This is a genomic window from Williamsia sterculiae (genome assembly GCF_900156495.1).
Lineage (GTDB): Bacteria > Actinomycetota > Actinomycetes > Mycobacteriales > Mycobacteriaceae > Williamsia_B > Williamsia_B sterculiae.
This window is the reverse complement of the sequence record NZ_FTNT01000008.1, coordinates 167,807-191,489: the sequence shown is the minus strand read 5'-3', so window position 1 is coordinate 191,489 and position 23,683 is coordinate 167,807. Positions and strand designations below refer to the sequence as shown.

General features: G+C 67.7%; 21 protein-coding genes and 2 tRNA genes. 17 read left to right on the top strand and 6 right to left on the bottom strand.

Annotated features, from left to right (window positions below; all coding sequences use genetic code 11):
- Positions 1–83 precede the first annotated feature (83 nt).
- Positions 84–728, bottom strand: coding sequence for a L,D-transpeptidase (locus BW971_RS14200; protein ID WP_083710007.1), 645 nt, complete (start codon positions 726–728; stop codon positions 84–86).
- 296 nt (positions 729–1,024) lie between these two features.
- On the bottom strand, positions 1,025–1,228 hold the full coding sequence (locus BW971_RS14195) for a hypervirulence associated TUDOR domain-containing protein (RefSeq protein WP_076480654.1): 204 nt from the start codon (positions 1,226–1,228) through the stop codon (positions 1,025–1,027).
- A gap of 135 nt (positions 1,229–1,363) precedes the next feature.
- Between BW971_RS14195 and BW971_RS14190 the strand changes: the two genes are divergently transcribed.
- A complete protein-coding gene (locus BW971_RS14190) occupies positions 1,364–1,792 on the top strand; it encodes an organic hydroperoxide resistance protein (RefSeq protein WP_076480652.1) in 429 nt (142 codons plus the stop codon).
- Between the two features lie 127 nt (positions 1,793–1,919).
- On the opposite strand, the gene BW971_RS14185 is transcribed toward BW971_RS14190, so the two are convergent.
- Positions 1,920–1,993 (bottom strand) — tRNA-Gly (locus BW971_RS14185).
- Positions 1,994–2,146: 153 nt separating this feature from the next.
- Between BW971_RS14185 and BW971_RS14180 the strand changes: the two genes are divergently transcribed.
- The 5 genes from BW971_RS14180 (at position 2,147) to clpX (ending at position 6,911) form a co-directional block, all read left to right on the top strand.
- Positions 2,147–2,220 (top strand) — tRNA-Pro (locus tag BW971_RS14180).
- 71 nt (positions 2,221–2,291) lie between these two features.
- The gene (gene tig, locus BW971_RS14175) at positions 2,292–3,662 is read left to right on the top strand and encodes a trigger factor (RefSeq protein WP_076480651.1); all 1,371 of its coding nucleotides are present in this window, start codon (positions 2,292–2,294) and stop codon (positions 3,660–3,662) included.
- 205 nt (positions 3,663–3,867) lie between these two features.
- Positions 3,868–4,473 carry an ATP-dependent Clp protease proteolytic subunit gene (locus BW971_RS14170; protein WP_076480776.1) on the top strand — a complete coding sequence of 202 codons (606 nt, stop codon included), beginning with the start codon at positions 3,868–3,870 and terminating at the stop codon, positions 4,471–4,473.
- Positions 4,474–4,525: 52 nt separating this feature from the next.
- Positions 4,526–5,203 (top strand): ATP-dependent Clp protease proteolytic subunit, encoded by a 678-nt coding sequence (locus BW971_RS14165; protein ID WP_076480649.1) that lies wholly within the window; start codon positions 4,526–4,528, stop codon positions 5,201–5,203.
- 427 nt (positions 5,204–5,630) lie between these two features.
- A complete protein-coding gene (gene clpX / locus BW971_RS14160) occupies positions 5,631–6,911 on the top strand; it encodes an ATP-dependent Clp protease ATP-binding subunit ClpX (protein WP_076480647.1) in 1,281 nt (426 codons plus the stop codon).
- Between the two features lie 81 nt (positions 6,912–6,992).
- Here clpX and fdhD read toward each other — a convergent pair whose 3' ends face one another.
- Positions 6,993–7,817: a formate dehydrogenase accessory sulfurtransferase FdhD gene (gene fdhD / locus BW971_RS14155; RefSeq protein ID WP_076480773.1), complete on the bottom strand. Its 825-nt coding sequence runs from the start codon at positions 7,815–7,817 to the stop codon at positions 6,993–6,995.
- A gap of 108 nt (positions 7,818–7,925) precedes the next feature.
- On the opposite strand from fdhD, the gene BW971_RS14150 reads away from it, so the two are divergent.
- The 11 genes from BW971_RS14150 (at position 7,926) to proB (ending at position 21,852) form a co-directional block, all read left to right on the top strand.
- A complete protein-coding gene (locus tag BW971_RS14150; RefSeq protein WP_407701222.1) occupies positions 7,926–8,606 on the top strand; it encodes a molybdenum cofactor guanylyltransferase in 681 nt (226 codons plus the stop codon).
- 41 nt (positions 8,607–8,647) lie between these two features.
- The gene (locus tag BW971_RS14145) at positions 8,648–11,326 is read left to right on the top strand and encodes a valine--tRNA ligase (RefSeq protein ID WP_076480645.1); all 2,679 of its coding nucleotides are present in this window, start codon (positions 8,648–8,650) and stop codon (positions 11,324–11,326) included.
- A 4-nt stretch (positions 11,327–11,330) separates the two neighbouring features.
- Complete coding sequence (folC, locus tag BW971_RS14140) at positions 11,331–12,932, top strand: bifunctional tetrahydrofolate synthase/dihydrofolate synthase (RefSeq protein WP_083710002.1); 1,602 nt, start codon at positions 11,331–11,333, stop codon at positions 12,930–12,932.
- Positions 12,929–13,381 carry a DUF4233 domain-containing protein gene (locus BW971_RS14135; RefSeq protein WP_076480643.1) on the top strand — a complete coding sequence of 151 codons (453 nt, stop codon included), beginning with the start codon at positions 12,929–12,931 and terminating at the stop codon, positions 13,379–13,381. The genes folC and BW971_RS14135 overlap by 4 nt, the downstream gene beginning before the upstream one ends.
- Positions 13,382–13,516: 135 nt before the next feature.
- On the top strand, positions 13,517–13,906 hold the full coding sequence (locus BW971_RS14130) for a hypothetical protein (protein ID WP_076480641.1): 390 nt from the start codon (positions 13,517–13,519) through the stop codon (positions 13,904–13,906).
- A 59-nt stretch (positions 13,907–13,965) separates the two neighbouring features.
- Positions 13,966–14,376, top strand: coding sequence for a nucleoside-diphosphate kinase (gene ndk, locus BW971_RS14125; protein WP_076480639.1), 411 nt, complete (start codon positions 13,966–13,968; stop codon positions 14,374–14,376).
- 440 nt (positions 14,377–14,816) lie between these two features.
- A complete protein-coding gene (locus BW971_RS14120; RefSeq protein ID WP_076480637.1) occupies positions 14,817–18,311 on the top strand; it encodes a translation initiation factor IF-2 N-terminal domain-containing protein in 3,495 nt (1,164 codons plus the stop codon).
- Positions 18,312–18,529: 218 nt separating this feature from the next.
- A complete protein-coding gene (gene rplU, locus BW971_RS14115; protein WP_076480635.1) occupies positions 18,530–18,841 on the top strand; it encodes a 50S ribosomal protein L21 in 312 nt (103 codons plus the stop codon).
- A gap of 31 nt (positions 18,842–18,872) precedes the next feature.
- Complete coding sequence (rpmA, locus tag BW971_RS14110; RefSeq protein WP_076480633.1) at positions 18,873–19,136, top strand: 50S ribosomal protein L27; 264 nt, start codon at positions 18,873–18,875, stop codon at positions 19,134–19,136.
- A gap of 129 nt (positions 19,137–19,265) precedes the next feature.
- On the top strand, positions 19,266–20,759 hold the full coding sequence (gene obgE, locus BW971_RS14105) for a GTPase ObgE (protein ID WP_076480631.1): 1,494 nt from the start codon (positions 19,266–19,268) through the stop codon (positions 20,757–20,759).
- Positions 20,752–21,852 (top strand): glutamate 5-kinase, encoded by a 1,101-nt coding sequence (gene proB / locus BW971_RS14100; RefSeq protein ID WP_076480629.1) that lies wholly within the window; start codon positions 20,752–20,754, stop codon positions 21,850–21,852. The genes obgE and proB overlap by 8 nt, the downstream gene beginning before the upstream one ends.
- 22 nt (positions 21,853–21,874) lie before the next feature.
- Here proB and BW971_RS14095 read toward each other — a convergent pair whose 3' ends face one another.
- Together BW971_RS14095 and BW971_RS14090 are read right to left on the bottom strand one after the other, a co-directional pair.
- Positions 21,875–22,753 (bottom strand): Sir2 family NAD-dependent protein deacetylase, encoded by an 879-nt coding sequence (locus BW971_RS14095; protein ID WP_076480627.1) that lies wholly within the window; start codon positions 22,751–22,753, stop codon positions 21,875–21,877.
- A gap of 44 nt (positions 22,754–22,797) precedes the next feature.
- Positions 22,798–23,658 carry an LLM class flavin-dependent oxidoreductase gene (locus BW971_RS14090; protein ID WP_076480625.1) on the bottom strand — a complete coding sequence of 287 codons (861 nt, stop codon included), beginning with the start codon at positions 23,656–23,658 and terminating at the stop codon, positions 22,798–22,800.
- Positions 23,659–23,683: the final 25 nt, after the last annotated feature.

Sequence of the window (23,683 nt, the reverse complement as noted above, 5' to 3'; positions counted from 1 at the left end):
TCCGTTCGGCATCCGCCGACTGACGACAACCGCCCGCGACCTGTGCAGGTCGCGGGCGGTGTGCGGGAAAGCGGTGGGACCGGTCAGCTGCCGGGAACGTACTGCCCGCCGACGGTTCCACGGACGACGATCGGCGTGCCCTCGGGAAGATTGTCGTAGGCGAACTTGCCGTTCTCGGTGGACACGTTGATGCAGCCGTGGCTGACGTCGGTCTTGCCCTGCTGGGCCACCGACCACGGTGCGGCGTGATAGAAGATGCCGTCCCAGCTCATGCGGATCGCGTACTCGACGTAGGTCCGGTAACCGTTGGGCGAATCGGAGGGCACGCCGTACGTGGACGAATCCATGTACATGCTGCGGTACTTCTCCTTGGTGTAGTACGTGCCGTTCGGCGTGGGGTGGGCGTTGGAGCCCATCGAGATCGGCGCGGTGTTGACCACCTTGCCGTTGTGCCAGATGGTCGACTGATGGGTGGCGTCGTCGGCGAGCACCACCCAGCCCGTGTCGGTGGCCACCGGAGGTGCCGGATCGGCGGGCGCCGCGGGTGTGGTGGTGACCGGCGGGGGAGTCGGAGCCTTGGTCACCGGCGGCGGGGTCTTGGTGGCCGGGGGCGTCGGCGACGGCGACGTCGGTAGCCCTGGGATGGACGGCAGACCCGGAATGTAGGGCAGGAGCGGCTGTGCACCCGCAGCGGCCGGGACGGCCAGCGCGGTGAGGACCACACCCATGAGGGCGATGACGATGCGGCTCAGGACCCGGGGACGCCGGTTCTTCGAGCGAGCAGACTGAGAAGTCGACACGGTGTTGAGACCTTTACATTTCACGGTTCACTGAGGGTGCTCCCCCGGAAGCACGCGCCCATCGTTACATGTTCGTTGTAGAACGTCCAAAGGTCTACGCCCGGCACGTCGCAGAAATCGGTCTGATCGTCCGCTGAGCTGAGGTGGATGGTGCTGATGTGACGACACACACGTCCCTGCCAGCCGCGTTGTCCGAGGTGTGATCTGGCCCACAAGAGGGAGCGTCAGGGCGTGCCCAGCGACGATTCCTTGTGCGCCGCTTGGGCTCCGGTCTTCGTCGATTCGACGATCCAGTACGGCTCGTCGTCCGATGCCTTGAATTTCTGGCCGTCGAAGGAGAATTCTTTCGTCCGCTTCTCCTTGGCCACCCCCTCGGTGGTGCCCTGCGGCGTGTTCCAGGTGACCTTGTCGCCTTTGCTGATGCTCATGCGACCGGTCTACCCGATGCCTCCGACATCGCGGTGGGATACAGAAGGGGATAGTGAGGAGACGGATGCGCAGGAGAGGGATACATGGCGACCGATCCGGCGTTGGGTGAGGAGTAACCGAGAGGAAGGCACGACATGACCATCGAGAAGGCGGTGTACACCGCCGAGGCGCTGTCCACCGGAGACGGCCGCAACGGACACACCCGCAGCACAGACGGTCGCGTGGACCTCGACCTGGCGACCCCGGTGGAGATGGGTGGATCGGGCGATGGTGCCAACCCCGAGCAGTTGTTCGCCGCGGGGTACGCCGCGTGCTTCCACAACGCGTTGAAACTGGTCGGCAAGAAGGCCGGCGCCGACGTCTCGGACTCGGCGGTGGGAGCCCAGGTCTCCATCGGCCCGGACGGTGACGCCTACGGCCTGGCGGTGAAGCTGGAGATCACCCTCCCGCACGTCGACGCCGACACCGCCGAGAAGCTGACCGACCAGGCCCATCAGGTCTGTCCGTATTCCAACGCCACCCGCGGCAACATCGACGTCGACCTCGCGGTCACCGAGGACTGACGTAGGGGAAAGAAGGGCCCGCTCGAGGTGAACTACGGCCCGCTCGACGGTAACGAGAGCCCGCTCGACGGGGAGCAGGTGTCAACGACGACCGAGGCCCCGACCATCCGGTCGGGGCCTCGGTGCGTGGAGCGGGTGACGGGAATCGAACCCGCGTAGCTAGTTTGGAAGACTAGGGCTCTACCATTGAGCTACACCCGCGTTACCGCATGCGCGACGACTGTACCGCGCGCGTCGTCCGGAACCGAAATCGCCGACCACCGCGACCGCGCCGTCGGTGGTCGATGGCGGGGCACGTAGTATTTGCGGTCGGTCATCTGCGACGGCATCGTGCTGCGTCCGTTCGGGTGATCCCGGGATGTGGCGCAGCTTGGTAGCGCATCCGCTTTGGGAGCGGAGGGTCGCAGGTTCGAATCCTGTCATCCCGACCGATCGTCGATTCGCGACTCGCGACAACACCGTCCAGCAGCACAGCAGTCAGCACTACAGAGGAGTACAGGTGAAGAGCACCGTCGAGCGGCTGAGCCCGACCCGGGTCAAGCTGAACGTCGAGGTCCCGTTCGAGGAACTCAGTGACGACTTCGCGCGGGCCTACCAGAGTCTTGCGCAGCAGATCCGGATCCCGGGCTTCCGTCCCGGCAAGGCCCCGGCCAAGTTGATCGAGGCCCGTGTCGGCCGCGACTCGGTGCTCGCCCAGGTGGTCAACGACGCCTTGCCGGGCAAGTACAGCCAGGCGGTCGCCGAGACGGACACCAAGGCGATCGGGCAGCCGGAGATCGACCTCGCCGAGCTCGCCTACGGCGAGACCATCACCTTCACCGCGGAGGTGGACGTCCGTCCCGACATCACCCTGCCCGACTTCGCGTCCCTCGCGGTGGAGGTCGAGCCGGTCGCGGTCGACGACGCCGCGGTGGACAAGGAATTCGACGCGCTGCGCGCTCGCTTCGGCACGCTCAAGGGCGTCGACCGCGCCGTGCAGAACGGTGACTTCGTGTCCATCGATCTCGACGCCACCGTCGACGGTACGTCGGTCGAGGAGGCCTCGACCACGGGCCTGTCGCACGAGGTGGGTTCGGGCGAGCTCATCGACGGGCTCGACGACGCGCTGGTTGGTCTGAAGGCCGGGGAGTCCACCACCTTCACCACCACGCTGGTGGCGGGGGAGCACGCGGGTCAGGAGGCCGAGGTCACGGCCAAGGTCGACTCGGTGAAAGAGCGCGAACTGCCCGATGCCGATGACGACTTCGCCCAGATGGCCAGCGAGTTCGACACCATCGACGAACTGAAGGCCGACCTGCGCGACAAGGTCGCCCAGTCGGGGAAGGTCGAGCAGGCCACCGCGGTGCGCGACGCCGTTCTCGAGAAGTTGCTCGAGCAGGTCGAGGTCCCTGTCCCGCAGAAGGTCGTCGACGAGGAGGTGGACGGGCAGATCCACCAGGTCGTCCACAGCCTCGACCACGACGACGCGCAGCTGGAGAAGTTGCTCGAGGCACAGGGCACCACCCGCGACAAGTGGGAGGCCGAGACCCGCGAGGCGGCGGAGAAGGCCGTGCAGACCCAGCTGCTGCTCGACACCATCGCCGACGAGCTCGAGACCGAGGTGTCGCAGGAGGAGCTCACCCAGCAGATTCTTTTCCAGGCGCAGCGTTACGGCATGCAGCCGCAGGAGTTCATCCAGCAGTTGCAGAGCGCCGGCCAGGTCGGCGCGGTCTACGCCGACATCCGTCGCTCCAAGGCGCTCGGTGAGGTGATCGGGGACGTCACCGTCACCGACACCACCGGTGCCGCCGTCGACACCACCGAGTTCTTCGGCAAGCCGGAGGACGAGAGCGACGAGGGTGACAGCGCGGAGGACACGTCCGGCGAGTAGCCGACGTCAGGGACATTCGACGGTGCTCAGATCCCCGACGGGGTCTTTGCGCTGTCAGCGAATCGGGGCGATGCCGGGACTGTGGCGTCGCCCCGATTGGTTAGGGTCGAAGTCGAGAACGTCAGAGATGGCGTCGACGCGAGAACACCGTGCGGGCCCACGTGGCCCCGACCAGTCGAAGGCAGGAACAGTGACGGGAGAATTCGTGACCGGGCCGACAATCCACTCCACCGCGAGCGGGGTGACCGCAACGTCCGGGGTGTCCGGGCTCAATCTGAGCGACTCGGTGTTCGAGCGGCTGCTCCGTGAACGCATCATCTTCCTGGGGACCCAGGTCGACGACGACATCGCGAACAAGCTGTGCGCGCAGATCCTGCTGCTCTCGGCCGAGGATCCCGAAAAGGACATCAGCCTGTACATCAACTCGCCGGGTGGGTCGGTCACCGCGGGTATGGCGATCTTCGACACCATGCAGCTGGCCAGCTGCGACATCGCGACCTACGCGATGGGTATGGCGGCCTCGATGGGCCAGTTCCTGCTCGCCGCCGGCGCCAAGGGCAAGCGGCACGCACTGCCGCACGCTCGGATCATGATGCACCAGCCCTCGGCCGGCATCGGTGGTACGGCCGCCGACATCGCCATCCAGGCGGAGCAGTTCGCGGCCACCAAGAAGGAGATGAACCGGCTGAACGCGGAGTTCAGCGGTCAGCCGCTGGAGAAGATCGAGGCCGACGCGGACCGCGACAAGTGGTTCACCGCGGCCGAGGCCAAGGACTACGGCCTCGTCGACCACGTCATCTCGCACACCTGAGCCGACCAGCCGCACATCACCCGACCGACAGAACTCTGGGAGAGACTTCGTCATGACAAGCCCGTTCGGCTCACAACCAGCCATCTCGCCCGGCGCAGCCGCGCTGGCCGGCATGCAGAGCCGCTACATCCTGCCGTCGTTCATCGAGCACACCCCGAACGGCATGCGGGAGTACAACCCCTACGCCAAGCTCTTCGAGGAGCGCATCGTCTTCCTCGGTACCCCGATCGACGACACCGTGGCCAACGACATCATGGCGCAGCTGCTGGTGCTGGAATCGCAGGATCCCGACCGCGACATCATCATGTACGTGAACTCGCCGGGTGGCAGCGTGCCCGCGATGCTGGCGATCTACGACACCATGCAGTACGTCCACTGCGACATCGCGACCGTCTGCCTCGGTGAGGCCGCGTCGGCCTCGGCCATCGTGCTGGCCGGTGGCACCCCCGGCAAGCGTGCCGCGCTTCCGAACGCGACCGTGCTGATCCACCAGCCGCGCACCGGCGGTGCGTACCAGGGCCAGGTGTCCGACCTGGAGATCCAGGCCGCCGAGATCGAGCGGATCCGCCGTCGCCTCGACGACATCCTCGCCTCGCACACCGGACAACCTGCGGAGAAGATTCGTAAGGACACCGATCGCGACAACATCCTCACCGCCGAGGCGGCCAAGGAGTACGGGATCATCGACGAGGTCTTCGAGTACCGCAAGAAGTCGGCGAAGAAGTCGTAGAGGAGAAACTGTGCGGCGGTGGTCACCGGCGACACGCCGGTGACCGCGGGTCGCGGTCTCCCGGGGCGGTGGTGGAGCATGCTTGATCACCTGCTCACCGGTCGTCGTCTCGACGGCACGGACAGCAGAATTGCCGACTCGACATTTGGCCACATCGGTCGAAGTCGGGACCCGGCACGGGTACCGTCGAGAGTTACCGGCGCAGGTGACGGTGCCGGCGTGAGAAGGCGTGGCGGCGGTTTCCAGCCCGGCGCGACATCGCTCGATGCGCCGGTCGATCGACGCAGTGCGCACTGACAGGCACTGGCACACGAGCCTGACAGGCACTGGCACAAGAGCCTGACAGGCACTGGCACAAGAGCCTGACAGGCACTGGCACAAGAGCACTGACAGGCGCTGGCACAGAGGGAAGTAGGTACGGCTCGCAATGGCTCGAATCGGAGACGGTGGCGACCTGTTGAAGTGCTCTTTCTGCGGGAAGAGCCAGAAGCAGGTGAAGAAGCTCATCGCGGGTCCCGGCGTCTACATCTGCGACGAATGCATCGATCTCTGCAACGAGATCATCGAAGAAGAGCTGGCCGAAACCAGCGACGTCAAGCTCGACGAGCTGCCCAAGCCGATGGAGATCCGGGACTTCCTGGACAACTATGTCATCGGTCAGGACACCGCTAAGCGTCGGCTCGCCGTAGCCGTCTACAACCACTACAAGCGCATCCAGGCCGGTGAACGCAAGGACTCGCGGACCGGTGAGACCATCGAGTTGTCCAAGTCGAACATCCTGATGCTCGGTCCCACCGGATGTGGCAAGACCTATCTGGCCCAAACGCTGGCCAAGATGCTCAACGTGCCGTTCGCGATCGCCGACGCCACCGCGCTCACCGAGGCCGGATACGTCGGTGAGGACGTCGAGAACATTCTCTTGAAGCTCATCCAGGCCGCCGATTACGACGTGAAACGGGCCGAGACGGGAATCATCTATATCGACGAGGTCGACAAGATCGCCCGCAAGAGCGAGAACCCGTCCATCACCCGCGACGTTTCCGGCGAGGGCGTGCAGCAGGCGCTGTTGAAGATCCTGGAGGGCACCCAGGCGTCGGTACCCCCGCAGGGCGGTCGAAAGCACCCGCATCAGGAGTTCATCCAGATCGACACCACCAACGTGCTCTTCATCGTGGCGGGCGCCTTCGCCGGACTCGAGAAGATCGTGTCGGACCGAATCGGCAAGCGCGGCATCGGTTTCGGTACCGAGGTGGCCAAGAAGGACGACGTCGACACCGTCGACCACTTCGCCGAGGTCATGCCGGAGGACCTCATCAAGTTCGGACTGATCCCCGAGTTCATCGGTCGCCTGCCGGTGATCGCGTCGGTGACCAATCTGGACAAGGAATCGCTGGTCTCGATCCTGTCGCAGCCGAAGAACGCGCTGGTCAAGCAGTACATCAAGCTCTTCGAGATGGATGGTGTGGAGCTCGACTTCAGCCATGACGCCCTCGAGGCGGTCGCCGATCAGGCGATCCATCGCGGGACCGGTGCCCGTGGGTTGCGCGCGATCATGGAGGAAGTACTGCTGCCGGTGATGTACGACATCCCCAGCCGCGACGACGTCGCCAAGGTGGTCGTGACCGGTGAGACGGTCAGCGACAACGTGCTGCCGACCATCGTCCCGCGCAAGGAACGTCGCGACGAGCGGCGCGACAAGTCCGCCTGACCAGCTGACAGATCATCATCCGCGGCGGTTCCGAGTGGTCTCGGGCCGCCGCGGACGTGTATCCGGCGGCCGCATGAGTGCTCAGTCGCCGGCGACGATCCGGTCCGGACCGCTGTAGACGTTCATCGACGTGTCGCGCAGGAATCCGACGACGGTGAGCCCCGACTCCCTGCCCACCTCGACGGCCAGTGACGACGGTGCCGACACCGCGGCCAACACGGGGATGCCGGCCAGTACCGCCTTCTGGCAGATCTCGAACGATGCCCGGCTCGAGACCATCAGCACGGTGCCCCGCAACGGGAGCTTCTCGTTGCGCACCGCCCACCCGATCACCTTGTCGACCGCGTTGTGCCTGCCCACGTCCTCGCGGGACACCAGCAGGGCGCCGTCGGCGGTGAACAGTGCCGCGCCGTGGACCCCTCCCGTCGCCGCGAACGTCTTCTGATGGTCCCGCAGCACCGTCGACATCCGGGTCAGTGCACTGGTCGCGACGGGGGTGGGATCCTCGGTGAGGTCGAAGTGTGACCGCACACGTAGTTCGTCGATCGACGCCTTGCCACACACCCCGCAGGCCGACGTGGACGCGAACGTGCGCGCCGGGATCTCGAGCGCCACACCGTCGGCCGGGATCACGTCGACCACGTTGTACGTGTTCTGACCGTGGTCGTCGGTGCCTGCGCAGTAGCGGATGCTGTCGATGTCCGCGCCGGACGTGATCAACCCCTCGGCGAGCAGCAGTCCGTGCACGAGATCGACGTCGTCACCGGGGGTGCGCATGGTCATGGTCATGGATGCACCGCCCACACGGATCTCCAGCGGTTCCTCCACCGCCACCGTGTCGACGCGCGCGGTGTCGAACTCCGCGCGGATTCGACGAACCCGCAGCCGCTCGGTGATCCGGCCCATCAGCGCACCGATCCCATGCCGTGCGACGGCCACGCGTGCGCGGTGCCCGCCCGATCGATGATGTCCATTCCCCCATAGTGGACCCGTCTCGACGGATGGTCACGCAAGATGGAGCGCATGCAACAGGGTGAGCGATCAGAGTCCGGTCCGACAGCGGGTGTCGACAGCCCCGACACCCGGGCCGCGGTGGCGGGAATCGTGTTGGCGGGCGGTCGATCGCGGCGGATGGGTCGCGACAAGTCCTCCCTGGACTGGGACGGTGAGCCCATGCTCGCCCGGGTGGTCCGGATCGCGGGCACCCGGTGCGATCCGGTGTTGGTGGTGGCGCGCACCAACTCCGCCGCATACCGGGCCCTGCAGGGCACCGGTGGCCCGCCCGCGGAATGGGTGACCGACGAGGCCACCGATGTCGGCGCACTCGGTGGGCTCGTCGCCGGCCTGCGTGATGCCGCCCGGCGAGGCGCGGACCGCGCTTTCGTCTGCGCCACCGACATGCCGTTGATCACCGGTGACCTGATCGACGAGCTGCTCGCCGCGCTCGGCGACAACGACGCCGCCGTCGCGGTGGACGCCCAACGCGTGCACCCGCTGGCCGCGGTCTATCGCACCCGGGTCGCGGAATCGCTGGCCGAGCTCACGGTCACCGGCGAACGACGTCTGCTGGCCGGTCTGGACACCCTCACGGTCAACCGTGTGCCGGTCTCCGACGCGGACTGGTTGGTCAACGTCAACGCCCCCGAGGACGTGCACCGACTGCGCACCCAGGGCGTGGGCGCCGCCGGGGTCTGAGCCCTGCGGGAGGGCCGACGGTCGGCCCTTAGACTTGACGGGTGACCGCAGCCCCATCCAGCGCCGAACGCCCGTCCGACGACCTCCTCCCCAAGAACTGGGATCCGGCCGCCCACGAGAGCGAGATCTACCGGAGTTGGGTGGAGGGCGAGTACTTCGTCGCCGATCCCACCAGTGACAAACCGGCGTTCTCCATCGTCATCCCGCCGCCCAACGTCAACGGTTCGCTGCACATGGGGCACGCCTTCGAACACGTGCTGATGGACGCGCTGAGCCGTCGCCGCCGGATGCAGGGCTACGAGGTGTTGTGGCTGCCGGGGATGGATCACGCCGCGATCGCCATGCAGGCGATGGTGGAACGCACCCTGGCCGCCGAAGGTGTCACCCGCGACGAGCTCGGCCGCGAGGCGTTCATCGACCGTGTCTGGCAGGCGCGGGACGAGATCGGCGGCACCATCGGTGAGCAGATGCGCAAGCTCGGCGACAGCGTCGACTGGACCCGTGAGCGGTTCACCATGGACGACGGGCTCTCGCGCGCGGTGCAGACGGTGTTCAAGCAGATGTACGACGACGGGCTCATCTATCGCGCTGAGCGGTTGGTGAACTGGTCGCCGGTGCTCAAGACCGCCATCAGCGACATCGAGGTCAGTTACGACGAGGTCGAGGGTGAGCTCGTCTCGTTCCGATACGGATCACTCGACGACGCCGAACCGCACATCGTGGTCGCGACCACACGTCTGGAGACCATGCTCGGCGACACCGCGATCGCGGTCCACCCCGACGACGAGCGCTATCGGCACCTCGTGGGCACCACATTGGCCCATCCCTTCCTGGATCGGAAGATCCCCGTCATCGCCGACGATTACGTGGATCCCGAATTCGGTAGCGGCGCGGTCAAGATCACTCCCGCCCACGACCCCAATGACTTCGCCATCGGCCAGCGCCACGGTCTGGAGATGCCGACGATCATGGACGCGTCGGCCGTGATCGCCGACACCGGAACCGCATTCGACGGACTGGATCGCCTCGACGCGCGGGTCGCGGTGCGCGAGGCGTTGGCCGAACAGGGGCGGATCGTCGCCGAGAAGCGACCGTACCTGCACAGCGTCGGTCACTCCGAGCGCTCGGGGGAACCCATCGAACCGCGGCTGTCGATGCAGTGGTGGGTGCGGGTGGAGTCGCTGGCCGCGGCCGCCGGTGACGCCGTTCGCAACGGCGAGACCGTCATCCACCCCGAGTCGATGGAACCGCGGTGGTCCGCGTGGGTCGACAACATGCACGACTGGTGTATCTCGCGTCAGCTGTGGTGGGGTCACCGCATCCCGGTCTGGTACGGCCCCGACGGTGACGTGGTCTGTGTGGGCCCTGACGAGGAGCCACCGGCCGGTTACACCCAGGACGACGACGTCCTCGACACCTGGTTCTCCTCCGGACTGTGGCCCTTCTCGACCATGGGCTGGCCCGAGCATACCCCCGAACTGGAGAAGTTCTACCCGACCTCAGTCCTGGTCACCGGTTACGACATCCTGTTCTTCTGGGTCGCCCGGATGATGATGTTCGGCACCTACGTCGGACCGTCGCTGGCGCCGGGACAACAGGTTCCGTTCCGTGACCTGTTCCTGCACGGCTTGGTCCGTGATCAGTACGGCCGCAAGATGTCGAAGTCGAAGGGCAACGGCATCGACCCGCTGGACTGGGTCGACCGGTTCGGGGCCGACGCTCTGCGGTTCACCCTCGCCCGCGGCGCGAACCCGGGTACCGATCTGTCGGTCGGTGACGACCACGCGCAATCGTCGCGGAATTTCGCGACCAAGCTGTTCAACGCCACCCGGTTCGCGCTGATGAACGGTGCCCGGGTGGGGGAGCTGCCCGACGCCACCGACCTCACCGATGCCGACCGGTGGATCCTGAGCCGGCTGCACGAGGTGATCGAGGTCGCCGACGCGGGTTTCGAGACCTATGAATTCGCCAAGGCCTGTGAGGCGCTGTTCCACTTCGCCTGGGATGAGTTCTGTGACTGGTACCTGGAACTGTCCAAGGTGCAGTACGCCGCAGGCGATGCGCAGCGCACCGAGACCACCTCGCTGGTGGTCGGGCATGTGCTCGACGCGTTGCTGCGGATGCTGCACCCGGTGATGCCGTTCGTCACCGAGGAACTGTGGCGGGCATTGACCGGTGAGCCGTCGGTGACCGTCGCCGCCTGGCCGGTCGCCGATACGTCGCACGCCGATCCTGGTGCGGTACAGCGCATCGAGGACGTCCAGCGGTTGATCAAGGAGATCCGGCGGTTCCGCGGCGATCAGGGTCTGCAGGACCGGCAGCGGGTCGCAGCGAGACTGGTGGGCATCGACGACGCCGGGTTGGGTGAGCTGCGCGCCTCCGTGGACGCGTTGGCTTTCCTGACCCCGGCCGGTGGCGAGTTCGCCGCCACCGCAGACCTCGAGGTCCGGGTGGGCGTTGCCGCGGGCGACCCGCACACCATCGACGTGCAGATCGACACGTCGGGCACCGTGGATCTGGAGGCCGAGAGACGCAGGCTCGCCAAAGATCTGGCCGTGAACGAGAAGGAACTGACCCAGACCAGCGGCAAGCTGAACAACGAGCAGTTCCTGGCCAAGGCACCCGCCGCGGTGGTCGACAAGATCCGTGCCCGGCAGGAACTGGCATCCGCTGAGGTGGAGCGGCTGCGTGCGAAGATCGCCGAGCTGGGCGAGGGCTGAACCGATGACCGAGTACGACCGACAGCAGCACCGGTCCGACATCGTCGACGCCGAGTTGGTGGACACCGTCCCCGTGGACGCGGTGCCGGTGGACGCGGTGATCGGTGAGATCGTCGACGAGGTCCTGGACGAGGGTGACTCCGAGCTCGACGACACCGGGGTGCCGGAGCGGTCGCACCGCGATCCCGGACCGGACGACACCGCCTCCGACCTCGCGGATCTCGCCGAACTGGAGGCCGACCTCGACACCCGCTGGCCGGAGACCAAGATCGACCCGTCGCTGGCGCGTATCACGACGTTGCTCGACATCCTGGGGTCCCCGCAGCTGGGGTATCCGGCCATTCAGATAGCCGGTACCAACGGCAAGACGTCGGTGACCCGTATGGTCGACGCGCTGCTCATCGCCTTGCACCGGCGGACCGGACGCATCACCAGTCCGCATCTGCAGTCGGCCACCGAACGCATCGCGATCGACGGCAGACCGATCTCGTCGCGGCAGTACGTCGACCTGTACCGCGAACTGGAACCGTTCATCACGATGGTCGACGACTCGTCGACGGCTGCCGATGGCCCGCGGATGAGCAAGTTCGAAGTGCTCACCGCGATGGCCTATGCCGCGTTCGCCGAGGCACCGGTGGACGTGGCCGTGGTGGAGACCGGGATGGGCGGTCGCTGGGACGCGACCAACGTGGTGGAGTCGCCGGTCGCGGTGATCACCCCGATCGCGATGGATCACGCCGAGTACCTCGGTGACTCGCTCACCGCGATCGCCGGGGAGAAGGCGGGCATCCTCAAGAAGACCGGCGCCGTCAGCGGTGAGGTCGATCCGGTGACACCGGAACCCGTCGCCATCCTGGCCCGTCAACAACCCGAGGTGGAGACGGTGTTGCTCCGTGAGGCGGTGGAGACCGACCACGTCGTCGCGCGGGAGAACTCCGAGTTCACCGTCCTCGACCGACGTACCGCGGTGGGTGGACAGTTGCTGACCATCCAGGGCCTCGGTGGCGTCTACGACGAGATCTTCCTGCCCTTGCACGGGGAGCATCAGGCGCGCAACGCCGCGCTGGCCCTGGCCGCCGTCGAGGCATTCTTCGGGGCTGGGAGCGATCGCCAGTTGGACATCGACGCGGTGCGGGCGGGTTTCGCTTCGGTCAGCAGTCCCGGTCGGCTGGAGCGGGTGCGCACGGCGCCGACCGTCTTCATCGACGCCGCCCACAATCCGCACGGTGCCGAGGCGTTGGCCGCGGGTCTGCGCGACGAGTTCGATTTCCAGCGTCTGGTCGGTGTGGTCGGCGTGATGGCCGACAAGGACGCCGAGGGACTGCTCGCCGCCCTCGAACCAGTACTCGAGGCCGTGGTGCTGACCAACAACGGGTCTCCGCGGGCTCTGGACACCGCGGACCTCGCGGACCTCGCCACCCCGATCTTCGGTGAGGAGCGGGTGCTGGTCAGCCCGTTCCTGCCCGACGCCGTGGAGACGGCCATCGCACGCGCCGAGGAGGTGACCGAGACGGGTGAACCGTTGTCCGGGGTCGGCGTGGTGATCACCGGCTCGGTGGTCACCGCGGGCGCCGCCCGAACGTTGTTCGGCAAGGCTCCGGCATGACCGACCCCGACGGCGACAGCGAGTCCGGTGGAGGCTTCACCGCTCCGGCGGTGGATCCCTGGAGAGGCCTGCGCGGGGTGATGGCGGGGACCTTGATCCTCGAGGTCATCGTCATCTTTCTGGCGTTCCCGATCGTCGCCAAGGTGGGCGGGGGAGTGACCTGGGCGTCCGGGATCTTCCTCGGTGTCCTCTGTCTGGCGTTGATCCTCGCGTGCGGGATGCAGGGCAGGTCCCGCGCACTCGAGATCGACCTGGCGCTGCAGGTCTACGCCATCGTCGGATTCGTCTTCCACTGGTCGATCGGTGCCGTCGGCATCATCTTCCTCGGAGTGTGGCTCTACATCGCCTACATCAAGCGTGATGTCCGGCTGCGGATGGAGCGCGGGCTGCTGGCAGGTCAGCAGCGGGTGGACGGTGCGGATCCGCCGCCGGCGCCGCCCGGGAGCTGACGCGCCCGGTCAACTGCGAGCGTGACGAGCCGATTGCTGGCAGGATCACGACCGGTCTCCGAGGCCTGCCCCGGAGCCGGTGACCGTGTTTCCGACAGCTATGAGGTGTGTGTGAGCTCGTTCCGTCAGTCAACGATGTCCCGTTCCCGATTCGTCGGGGTCGGTGCGTTCGCAGTGCTCGCGGCGACCGCGGCCCCCGCCGTCGCGGCGGGCGAGGAACCGACGACGGATGTGGTGGCCGGCGAGCCGGTGCCGGTGAGCAGTACCGCATACAGCTACCTCGCGACGCACGCACTGACCGAGCGGGCACAGGCCATGGACCTCGGCCAGTTCGTCGCGTCGGTGCCGGTTCCACCCCAATACCGATCGGCGAATCTCGACCTGTCCGCCCGCATCGACACCGCGGTGGACGCGGCTCTGAGGTCCCCGGGAGGCTGTGTGCAGTTGGTGGTCGACCCGAAGGGCACGGGCGGCGCGTTGTTCGATTACAACGTGGTGCCGGTCGAGGGTCAGTACTGCGACTGACGGATGACGGAATCCGCCGTGTCGACCGGGTCGGCGGTACCGCCGGATAGGGTGTCGACGTGACCGAACGCACTCTCGTCCTGATCAAGCCCGACGGCGTGGACCGCGCCCTGGTCGGCGAAATCCTCAACCGCATCGAACGCAAGGGTCTCCGCGTCGTCGCGATGGAACTGAAGACCGCAGGCGACGACGTCGCCCGTGGTCACTACGCCGAACACGAGGGCAAGCCCTTCTATCCCTCGTTGCTCGAGTTCATCACGTCCGGACCTCTGGTGGCCGCCGTACTCGAAGGCCCCCGGGCCGTCGCGGCGTTCCGCCAGTTGGCCGGCGGGACGGACCCGGTGGAAAAAGCCGTGCCCGGCACCATCCGCGGCGACTTCGCGCTGAACACCCAGTACAACCTGGTGCACGGATCGGATTCCGCGGAGTCCGCGGAGCGCGAGATCGCGCTCTGGTTTCCCGACCTCTGACCCCCGCTCGGACGGCTCGACCCGGCGGGCGGTGTGACACGCCGCCTGCCGGTCACCGCTGGCGGCGGATCCGTTCTCCGAGCGCGTCCGCCCTGCGCGTACCCACCCCGCGACGACGACGCGGTGATCTGCACGCAAACAACACCTGACGATGTGGGATACTGGCCGATGTCGACCTCGGCACACTCTGCCCATGTCGATGACGAACACGCCGGAACGCACTCCCCGGTGGCACGCCGTGACAGCCGCGGTGGACTGCCGGTGTGGAACACCGCGACCACGGCGCCTCGTCGCGCAAGGCACCGCGCCGACACCGGGAACCACCCGGTGGCGGAGGCGGGGCAAGACCATACAACTCGGGGCCGGACTCGACCCCGTACACACGCACAACCCCCGCGTGGCCGCTCACTACGCGCCCGGGGGTCCTAGGAGAGAACCACGTGACCGACAACAGGTCGCCGGAGGAACTGAATACAGATTCGGCTTCGGCGCACGAATTCCCGCACAAGCTGCGGGTCCATGCCCTCGCGCGTCTACTCGGCCTGACCAGCCGCGAGGTGCTCGGGCACCTCGCGGAACTGGGCATCACGGCGCGCAGCCCGCAGTCGAGTATCGACCGTGCCGCGGCCGTCCAGGTGCAGACCAGGATCGCGGGCGAGACCACCGAACCAGCGTCCGAACCCCCGGTGGACACCGCGTCCTCGGCCGACACCGCGCCCCCGGCGGACACCGAAACGCTCCCGGCCGCTGTGCCGGCGACGGAGACGTCGTCACCCGCTACCGAGACCGCCGACACCCCGACGGCTGCGGAATCCGCACCGACGCTTTTCTCCGCTGCGACGGTCGGCACCGAGCCCGCGGTCGAGCCGGAGAGGCGGCCGGAACCCGCCGCCGCGGGTAACCCGTTGTTCCTGCCCCCGCCGGACCGCTCCGAGGTGGAGTCGGCGCCCACGAAGCGGAAAGCCCAAAAGGCGACGGCGGCGCAGACAGAGAACACGCAGACAGAGAACACGCAGACAGAGAACACGCAGACAGAGAACACACGTACGGGGAACGCGCCGGACGAGCAGTCGGACGACACCGACTCCGACGACGACACCGCAGGCGGTGGTTCGCGGAAGCGCCGTCGCGGTCGGCGTGGTCGCGGGCGCGGGCGCGGGGACCAGAACAGCGGGGACCAGACAGGGGACGACCAGTCGCCCGCCCGCGACGATGACACTTCACCCACCGCCGACCGCGACGATGCGGACGAGACCGGTGACGAACAGCAAGACCAGACCGGTGACGACACCGCAGGGGGTCGGCCGGGCGGGAAGCGGACCCGCAACCGTAAGCGCTCCGGTGCTGCCGACAACGGCGACACGAAGGACGCGGCGGCCGACGGCAGGGATGCGACCGAGGGTTCGCCGGATGCGGCGGGCAAGGGCCGTGACTCCACGACCACAGCCACCAAGGGTTCGGGCCCCAAGAGCCCAGACCCCAAGGATTCCGACACCAAGGGTTCGGACGATACCGACTCCGGGGATCAGAACGGGAAGACCCAGAACGAGGGGTCCTCCTCGTCCGACGACGACTCCGACGATTCCGGTGCGGGCAGCAGACGCCGCAGGCGCCGCCGCCGTCGCAAGGGCGGCGGAGACGGTGACACCGACGACGCGAAGTCCGACGCCGGGGACGATCCGCCGAACACGGTCGTGCACGAGCGTGAACCGCGCAACAAGTCGCGCGGCAATCGCGATGAGGTGCAGGGCATCTCCGGGTCCACCCGACTCGAGGCCAAACGGCAACGTCGACGGGACGGTCGCGACGCCGGACGGCGTCGTCCGCCGATCCTCACCGAATCGGAGTTCTTGGCGCGCCGCGAGGCGGTCGACCGGGTGATGGTTGTTCGCGAGCGGTCGGCCAATGCTCAGGTCACCGAGGGCGACTCCGATGTCGACACCGTCGAGGACTACACCCAGATCGCCGTGCTCGAGGACGGGGTACTGGTGGAGCACTTCGTCACCACCTCCACCTCGTCGTCGATGGTGGGCAACATCTATCTCGGTCGCGTACAGAACGTGCTTCCCGGGATGGAGGCTGCCTTCGTCGACATCGGCCGGGGCCGCAACGGCGTGCTCTACGCGGGTGAGGTCAACTGGGATGCGGCGGGCCTCGACGGCGGGTCGCGCAAGATCGAGCAGGCGCTCAAACCCGGTGACCAGGTGTTGGTCCAGGTCAGCAAGGACCCGGTAGGACACAAGGGTGCGCGGCTGACCACCCAGATCTCGTTGGCCGGGCGGTTCCTGGTGTACGTGCCCAGCGGGTCGTCGACCGGCATCAGCCGCAAACTGCCCGACGTGGAGCGCAAACGCCTCAAGCAGATCCTGCAGAAGATCGTGCCCTCCGAGGCGGGTGTGATCATCCGCACCGCGTCCGAGGGGGTCAGCGAGGAGGATCTCGCCGCCGATGTCGCCCGGCTGCAGGAGCAGTGGAAGGGCATCGAGGCCGCCGCCGAGGCCAAGTCGAACGGCAACGGGCCCAAGGCGCTCTACGAGGAGCCGGATCTGCTGGTCAAGGTGGTCCGTGACCTGTTCAACGAGGATTTCAAACAGCTCATCGTCGAGGGCGACGGAGCCTGGGACCTCGTCCACGGATACGTCGAGGGAGTTGCATCGGAGCTGATGGGACGCGTCGAGCGTTTCACCAAACCGCATGCCGACTCACCGGACGTGTTCGCCGTCCACCGTATCGACGAGCAGCTGGCCAAGGCCCTGGAGCGCAAGGTGTGGTTGCCGTCCGGCGGCACGCTGATCATCGAGCACACCGAGGCGATGACCGTCGTCGATGTCAACACCGGCAAGTTCACGGGTTCGGGCGGCAACCTCGAGGAGACCGTCACCCGGAACAACCTCGAGGCCGCCGAGGAGATCGTGCGGCAGATGCGCCTGCGCGACATCGGCGGGATGATCGTCGTCGACTTCATCGACATGGTCCTCGAATCCAACCGTGACCTGGTGTTGCGCAGGCTGACCGAGGCGTTGGCCCGGGACCGCACGCGCCATCAGGTCTCCGAGGTGACGTCGCTGGGCCTGGTGCAGATGACCCGGAAACGACTCGGCACCGGTCTGCTGGAGGCCTTCTCGTCGGTCTGCACCTGCTGCAGCGGCCGCGGCATCGTGGTGCACGCCAACCCGGTGGAGGTCGGCACCCCCGACGACTCGTCCAACGGCGGCGGTGGTTCCAAGCGGTCGCGGCGCAACCGGAAGTCCAAGAGCGAGCAGCCGGAACAGCAGAAACCCACGCACAACCCGTCCGAGCATCCCCTCTTCCGCGCCATGGCCGCCAACGGTGACGGTGACAAGGACCACGGGGCCAAGAACGACGGGGCCAAGAACGACGGGGCCAAGAACGACGGGGACAACGGCAAGGTCACCAACGGCAGCGATGCCGACCAGGAGGGCGCCGCCGACGCAACCGACTCCGAGGTGACCCGCGCCGACGAGCCCCGGGTCGAGGGCCGCAGGCCGGAGTCGGAGCGGATTGCCGAGACCGCCGAGATCGAGGCCGTCGCCGGCGAGGCGGTGGAGGCCGCGGATCGGTACAACCGCGAGCTCGACGACCACCCCGCCGAACCCGTTCCCGGCGACACCGCCGACACCGGAGCCGCTCCAGACGCCGCAGCCGCGACCGACACCGGCACTGCTGCCGGCACCGCGGTGCGTCCGCGGCGTCGCCGAGCCGTCCGCAGGCCGTCGGCACCCACCACGGCAGCGGAGCCGGTGACGGTGGTCACCGCCGCGCACACCGAGTCGACCGGCACGCCGTCGGATGATCCGGTGACCGCGGCAGGACCGGTTCAACCGTCGTCGACCGCTCAACCCGTCGTCTCGGTGCGCCGGACCGCGCGGCGCCGCGCGGCGGGACGTCCCGCAGGCCCACCGGCCGACGACTGACCGGGCGACGGAGTGGCGTGAGCTGGTTTGACCCGCTCGGCCAGGCTCCCGTAATCTTGGTCAGTCGCCTCCCGGCGACCGGACAGCGCTGTGCCCAGACCACGTCGGTGCGGGCCGCGCGCAGGCCGCGAGGGAGGCTTTTCGGCCGGGGCAGTTCCACCGCCCCGAACGACACCAGCGTCAGCAAACGACAAGTGACAGTAAGAGGTAGTTCTCCGATGGCAACGTACGCGATCGTCAAGACCGGCGGTAAGCAGTACAAGGTCGCTGAAGGCGATCTTGTGAAGGTCGAGAAGATCGACCAGGAGATCGGCGGCACCGTCGCGCTGCCGGTCGCTCTCGTCGTCAACGGCTCGGAGCTCACCACCGACGCCGACAAGCTGGCCTCGGTCAACGTCACCGGCGAGATCGTCGACCACGTCAAGGGTCCGAAGATCCGCATCCACAAGTTCAAGAACAAGACCGGCTACCACAAACGCCAGGGTCATCGTCAGAAGTTGACGGTCCTCAAGGTCACCGGCATCAAGTAACCCACGACTTCGTTTCCAGGAGGACTGAGACATGGCACACAAGAAGGGTGCATCCAGCTCGCGCAACGGTCGCGACTCCAATGCCCAACGGCTCGGCGTCAAGCGGTTCGGTGGCCAGCAGGTCAGCGCCGGTGAGATCCTGGTCCGCCAGCGCGGCACGCACTTCCACCCCGGCGTGAACGTCGGCCGTGGCGGCGACGACACGTTGTTCGCGCTCTCGGCCGGTGCGGTCGAATTCGGCAGCAAGCGTGGTCGCAAGACCGTCAACATCGTGCCGGAGGCCGCACAGGCCTGATCCGCGCGGCGTATCCACGAGCTCCATGTGAGGGGCGGGCCAGGTCACCAGTACCGGGCCCGCCCCTCACGCTTTTCCCGGGGATCCCAGCTAGTGCATCCCACCCACAATGAAGAAGGTCAGAGAAAGATGTCGCGGTTCATCGACCGGGTCACCGTCCAAGCGGCAGCCGGTAACGGCGGGCATGGTTGCACATCGGTGCATCGGGAGAAGTTCAAGCCGCTCGGTGGGCCGGACGGCGGCAACGGCGGCAACGGTGGGGACGTCACGCTGGTGGTGGATCCGCAGGTGCACACGTTGCTCGACTTCCACTTCCACCCGCACGCCAAGGCGGGTAACGGGCGGCCGGGGGCCGGTGCGAATCGCAATGGCGCCAACGGTGACCACCTGACGTTGCCCGTTCCGGACGGCACGGTGGTGCTGTCGCCCACCGGTGAGATCCTGGCCGACCTGGTGGGGGAGGGTGCGACCTTCGTCGCTGCCCGCGGTGGTCGCGGGGGCCTCGGTAACGCGGCGTTGGCCTCGAGAGCCCGCAAGGCGCCCGGCTTCTCGTTGCTCGGCGAGGAGGGTGACACCAACGAACTGGTCCTGGAACTGAAGTCGGTCGCCGACGTCGGGTTGGTGGGGTTCCCATCGGCGGGCAAATCGTCGCTGGTCTCGGTGTTGTCCGCCGCCAAGCCGAAGATCGCCGACTACCCGTTCACCACCCTGCAGCCGAATCTGGGTGTGGTGCAGACCGACGGCGAGGTCTTCACCATCGCCGACGTGCCCGGGCTGATCCCCGGTGCGTCGCAGGGCCGCGGGTTGGGGTTGGAGTTCCTCCGCCACATCGAGCGCTGCGCGGTGCTTGCACACGTGATCGACTGCGCCACCCTGGAACCCGGTCGCGATCCGCTGTCGGACATCGACGCACTCGAGGCGGAACTGGCCGCGTACACCCCCGCCCTGCAGACCGACCACGGGCTCGGTGACCTCATCGACCGCCCGCGGGTGGTGATCCTCAACAAGATCGACATCCCCGAGGCCGAGGAACTCGCCGACCTGGTGGAGCCCGACATCGCCCGACGGGGGTGGCCGGTGCTCCGCGTGTCGGCGGTGAGCCGACAGGGGCTGCGCGAACTCCGGTACGCGCTGGGCGATCTGGTGCGTGACCACCGGACCGCCCATCCCAAGCCGCCGCCGCGCCGTCAGGTGATCCGACCGAAGGCCGTCGATCAGGAGCAGTTCTCGGTGGTCCCGGATCCCGCGCTCGCGGGTGGCTTCATCGTGCGCGGAACCCGACCCGAACGGTGGATCAAGCAGACCCAATTCGACAACGACGAGGCCGTGGGTTATCTGGCGGACCGGCTGAACCGTCTCGGCGTGGAGGATCGGCTGATGCGCCTGGGCGCGGTCCCCGGCGCACCGGTGACCATCGGCGACGTCACCTTCGACTGGGAGCCGACCACCCCGATGGGTGACGAGGTTCCGGTCACCGGGCGTGGCACCGACATCCGGCTCGACCGGAACGACCGCATGGGTGCCTCGGAGCGCAAAGAGGCGCGACGACTACGCCGGGCCGAGCGGCACTCCGGTGAGACCGACGAGCTCGGTTGGGGTCACGTGGACCCGGACGATGAGTGACACCCGCGAACGGATCGCCACCGCACGCAGCATCGTCGTCAAGATCGGGTCGTCGGCGCTGACCGACCTCGTCGACGGACTCGACCGCACTCGCCTGGACCGGCTCGCCGACGCCATCGAGGAGCGGATGCAGGCGGGATCCGACGTGATCGTGGTGTCGTCGGGTGCGATCGGTGCGGGTATGGCGCCGTTGGGCTTACGCAAGCGGCCGACGGACCTCGCCACCAAACAGGCGGCCGCGAGTGTCGGTCAGCTGGCATTGGCGCACGCCTGGGGGACATCGTTCGCGCGCTATGACCGAACGGTCGGTCAGGTGCTGCTCACCGCCCACGACATCGCCCTGCGCGCACATCACGCCAACGCGCAACGGACCCTGGACCGGCTGCGGTCGCTGCACGCCGTCGCGGTGGTCAACGAGAACGACACGGTGGCCACCAACGAGATCCGCTTCGGGGACAACGACCGCCTCGCCGCGTTGGTCGCCCATCTCGCCGGTGCGGATGCGCTGCTGCTGCTCTCGGACGTGGACGGTCTCTACGACGGTGACCCCCGTGGCGGCGCGGCGACGATGATCCCCGAGGTGAACGGCCCCGCCGACCTCGACGGCGTCATCGCGGGGTCGGGCGGGGCACTGGGCACCGGTGGGATGGCGTCCAAACTGTCGGCGGCCCGATTGGCCGCCGACGCCGGCGTGCCGGTGCTGTTGGCCGCGGCGTCGGCGGCGGACCGCGCGCTCGCCGATGCGTCGGTGGGTACGGTGTTCGCCGCCCGCCCACAACGCCTGTCCGCGAGGCGTTTCTGGGTGCGGCACGCCGCGGAGACCCGGGGGAGTGTGGTCCTCGACGACGGGGCGGTGCAGGCGGTGGCGTACCGGCGGCGGTCGCTGCTGTCCGCGGGTGTCGTGGGGGTGCACGGCCGCTTCTCCGGCGGTGACGTCATCGACCTCGTCGACACCGGCGGCGTCACCCGCGCCCGGGGTGTGGTGGCCTACGACGCCGACGAGATCGCCCAGATGGTGGGCAAGTCGACCTCCGAACTGCCCGCCGATCTGCGTCGACCCCTCATCCACGCCGACGATCTGGTCGCCGTCTGAGCCTGTGGTCGGAACGCTGCAGTCAGGCGTCGAGGCAGTACGTGTCGAGTACGTCGGCGCAGCGGTGGTCGATCTTCAGGTCGGCGATCGGGTCGCCACGGGTGGCCCCGCGGTTGACGATGACGATCGGGATGCCCGCGCGGTGCGCCCGGCGCACGAAGCGCAGACCGCTCATCACCGTGAGCGACGATCCCAACACCAGCAGTGAGTCGGCCGCGTCGACCAGCCGGAAAGCCTCGGCGACGACATCTGCGGCCACCGACTCGCCGAAGTACACGATGTCGGGTTTCAGGATGCCGCCGCAGTGCGGACAGTCGATCATCCGGAAGTCATCCGTCTCGTCGATGACCACGTCGGCGTCGGGAGCAACCTCGATGGCCCCGCGTCCACGGACCCGCCGCACGAAGTCGGTGTTCAACGGTTCCAGTATTTCGGCGAGCCGATGTCGCGAGATCCGCCATCCGCAGTGCAGACACCGCACCCGGCCGTAGCAGCCGTGCAGTTCCACCACCGGCCGGTTACCGGCCTTGAGGTGCAACATGTCCACGTTCTGGGTGATCACCGCACCGGCGAGCCCCGCGCGCTGCAGCCGGGTGATCGCGTGATGTGCGGCGTTCGGCTTGGCGGCGTCCATGTGCCGCCAGCCCAGGTGGTTACGAGCCCAGTAGTGGCGACGGAATCCCGGTGACGACAGGAACATGTCGATGGTCATCGGGGTCCGTGGCACGGTGTGCGGACTGCGGTAGTCGGGGATCCCGGAGTCGGTGGACACCCCGGCACCGGTGAGGATGAGCGGCGCGGATCCGCCCAGGATCCGCCGCATCCGCGTGACCTGCGCGGGCAGGTCGTCGTCGATGGGCGTGGGTGCGGCGGGCGACCACGCGACGTCTCGGGTGCGCACCTCTTCAGGGTATAGACGGTTGCCGACATCGCCGGCCCGCCGACTCAGTGCGGCAGACCACGCGCCGCCACCTTCTCGAGCACTTCCAGCGGTGCGCGATGCGGTTCGGTAAGGCGCGGTCGGTGCACGATCAGGTCGGTGAAGCCCAACCCGCCCGCACGTCCTACCATCTCGTCGAACACGCCGATGCTCTCCAGCGACTGTCGCGGTCCGGAGTCCAGGCTCAGGTAGCGGGCGAACCCCTGATCGCGTCCGGTCTCGGCCAGCGTGGTGTCGAGGATCTCGACGCTGCGGGCCACTCCGGTGAACCACGTGTCGAGGTCGTCGGACGGTGTGCCGGTGGTGATCCAGCCATCGGCCTCGCGAGCGGCGAAGCGCACCGAGCGTGGACCGTTTCCCGCGAGCAACAGGGGGATCCGGTCCCGCGGCGGTTGACCGACGCGGCGTAGGTCGCCGACGGCGAAGTACTCGCCCTCGACGCCGGCGTGATCCTCACGCAAGCACAGATCCAGCATGCGGGTGAACTCCTGCAACCGGTCCACCCGCTGCCGCGGCGGCAGGGTGCGGTCCCCGGTCAGGGTGTCGTCGGGGGTGCCACCGGCACCGAGACCGAGCAGCAACCGGTCACCGGAGATGTCGGCGAGGGTCTGTGCCTCGCGGGCCAGAGTCGCCGGATGGCGGAAGTTGGGGGACGACACGAATGGGCCCAACCCGATCCGGGTGGTGACCATCGCCGCGGCGGTGAGGGTCGGGATGCAGGAGAACCAGGTGGAGTCGGGGAGCCCGCCCCACACGAGATGGTCGTAGGTCCACGCGTGGTCGAACCCCATCTGCTCGGCCTCCTCCCACAGCGGCCGCGCGTCGCGCCACGGCATGTCGGGGAGGATGCAGATTCCGAATCGCACGGGTGCGAGCGTAGTCGGAGGACGG

Coding starts and splice junctions, on each gene's coding strand:
- rpmA (WP_076480633.1), top strand. CDS start 18,873: ATGGCACACAAGAAGGGTGCATCCAGCTCGCGCAACGGTCGCGACTCC.
- obgE (WP_076480631.1), top strand. CDS start 19,266: ATGTCGCGGTTCATCGACCGGGTCACCGTCCAAGCGGCAGCCGGTAAC.
- BW971_RS14135 (WP_076480643.1), top strand. CDS start 12,929: ATGACCGACCCCGACGGCGACAGCGAGTCCGGTGGAGGCTTCACCGCT.
- BW971_RS14150 (WP_407701222.1), top strand. CDS start 7,926: ATGGAGCGCATGCAACAGGGTGAGCGATCAGAGTCCGGTCCGACAGCG.
- BW971_RS14190 (WP_076480652.1), top strand. CDS start 1,364: ATGACCATCGAGAAGGCGGTGTACACCGCCGAGGCGCTGTCCACCGGA.
- BW971_RS14130 (WP_076480641.1), top strand. CDS start 13,517: ATGTCCCGTTCCCGATTCGTCGGGGTCGGTGCGTTCGCAGTGCTCGCG.
- proB (WP_076480629.1), top strand. CDS start 20,752: ATGAGTGACACCCGCGAACGGATCGCCACCGCACGCAGCATCGTCGTC.
- rplU (WP_076480635.1), top strand. CDS start 18,530: ATGGCAACGTACGCGATCGTCAAGACCGGCGGTAAGCAGTACAAGGTC.
- clpX (WP_076480647.1), top strand. CDS start 5,631: ATGGCTCGAATCGGAGACGGTGGCGACCTGTTGAAGTGCTCTTTCTGC.
- folC (WP_083710002.1), top strand. CDS start 11,331: ATGACCGAGTACGACCGACAGCAGCACCGGTCCGACATCGTCGACGCC.
- BW971_RS14195 (WP_076480654.1), bottom strand. CDS start 1,228: ATGAGCATCAGCAAAGGCGACAAGGTCACCTGGAACACGCCGCAGGGC.
- BW971_RS14165 (WP_076480649.1), top strand. CDS start 4,526: ATGACAAGCCCGTTCGGCTCACAACCAGCCATCTCGCCCGGCGCAGCC.
- fdhD (WP_076480773.1), bottom strand. CDS start 7,817: ATGGGCCGGATCACCGAGCGGCTGCGGGTTCGTCGAATCCGCGCGGAG.
- BW971_RS14200 (WP_083710007.1), bottom strand. CDS start 728: ATGGGTGTGGTCCTCACCGCGCTGGCCGTCCCGGCCGCTGCGGGTGCA.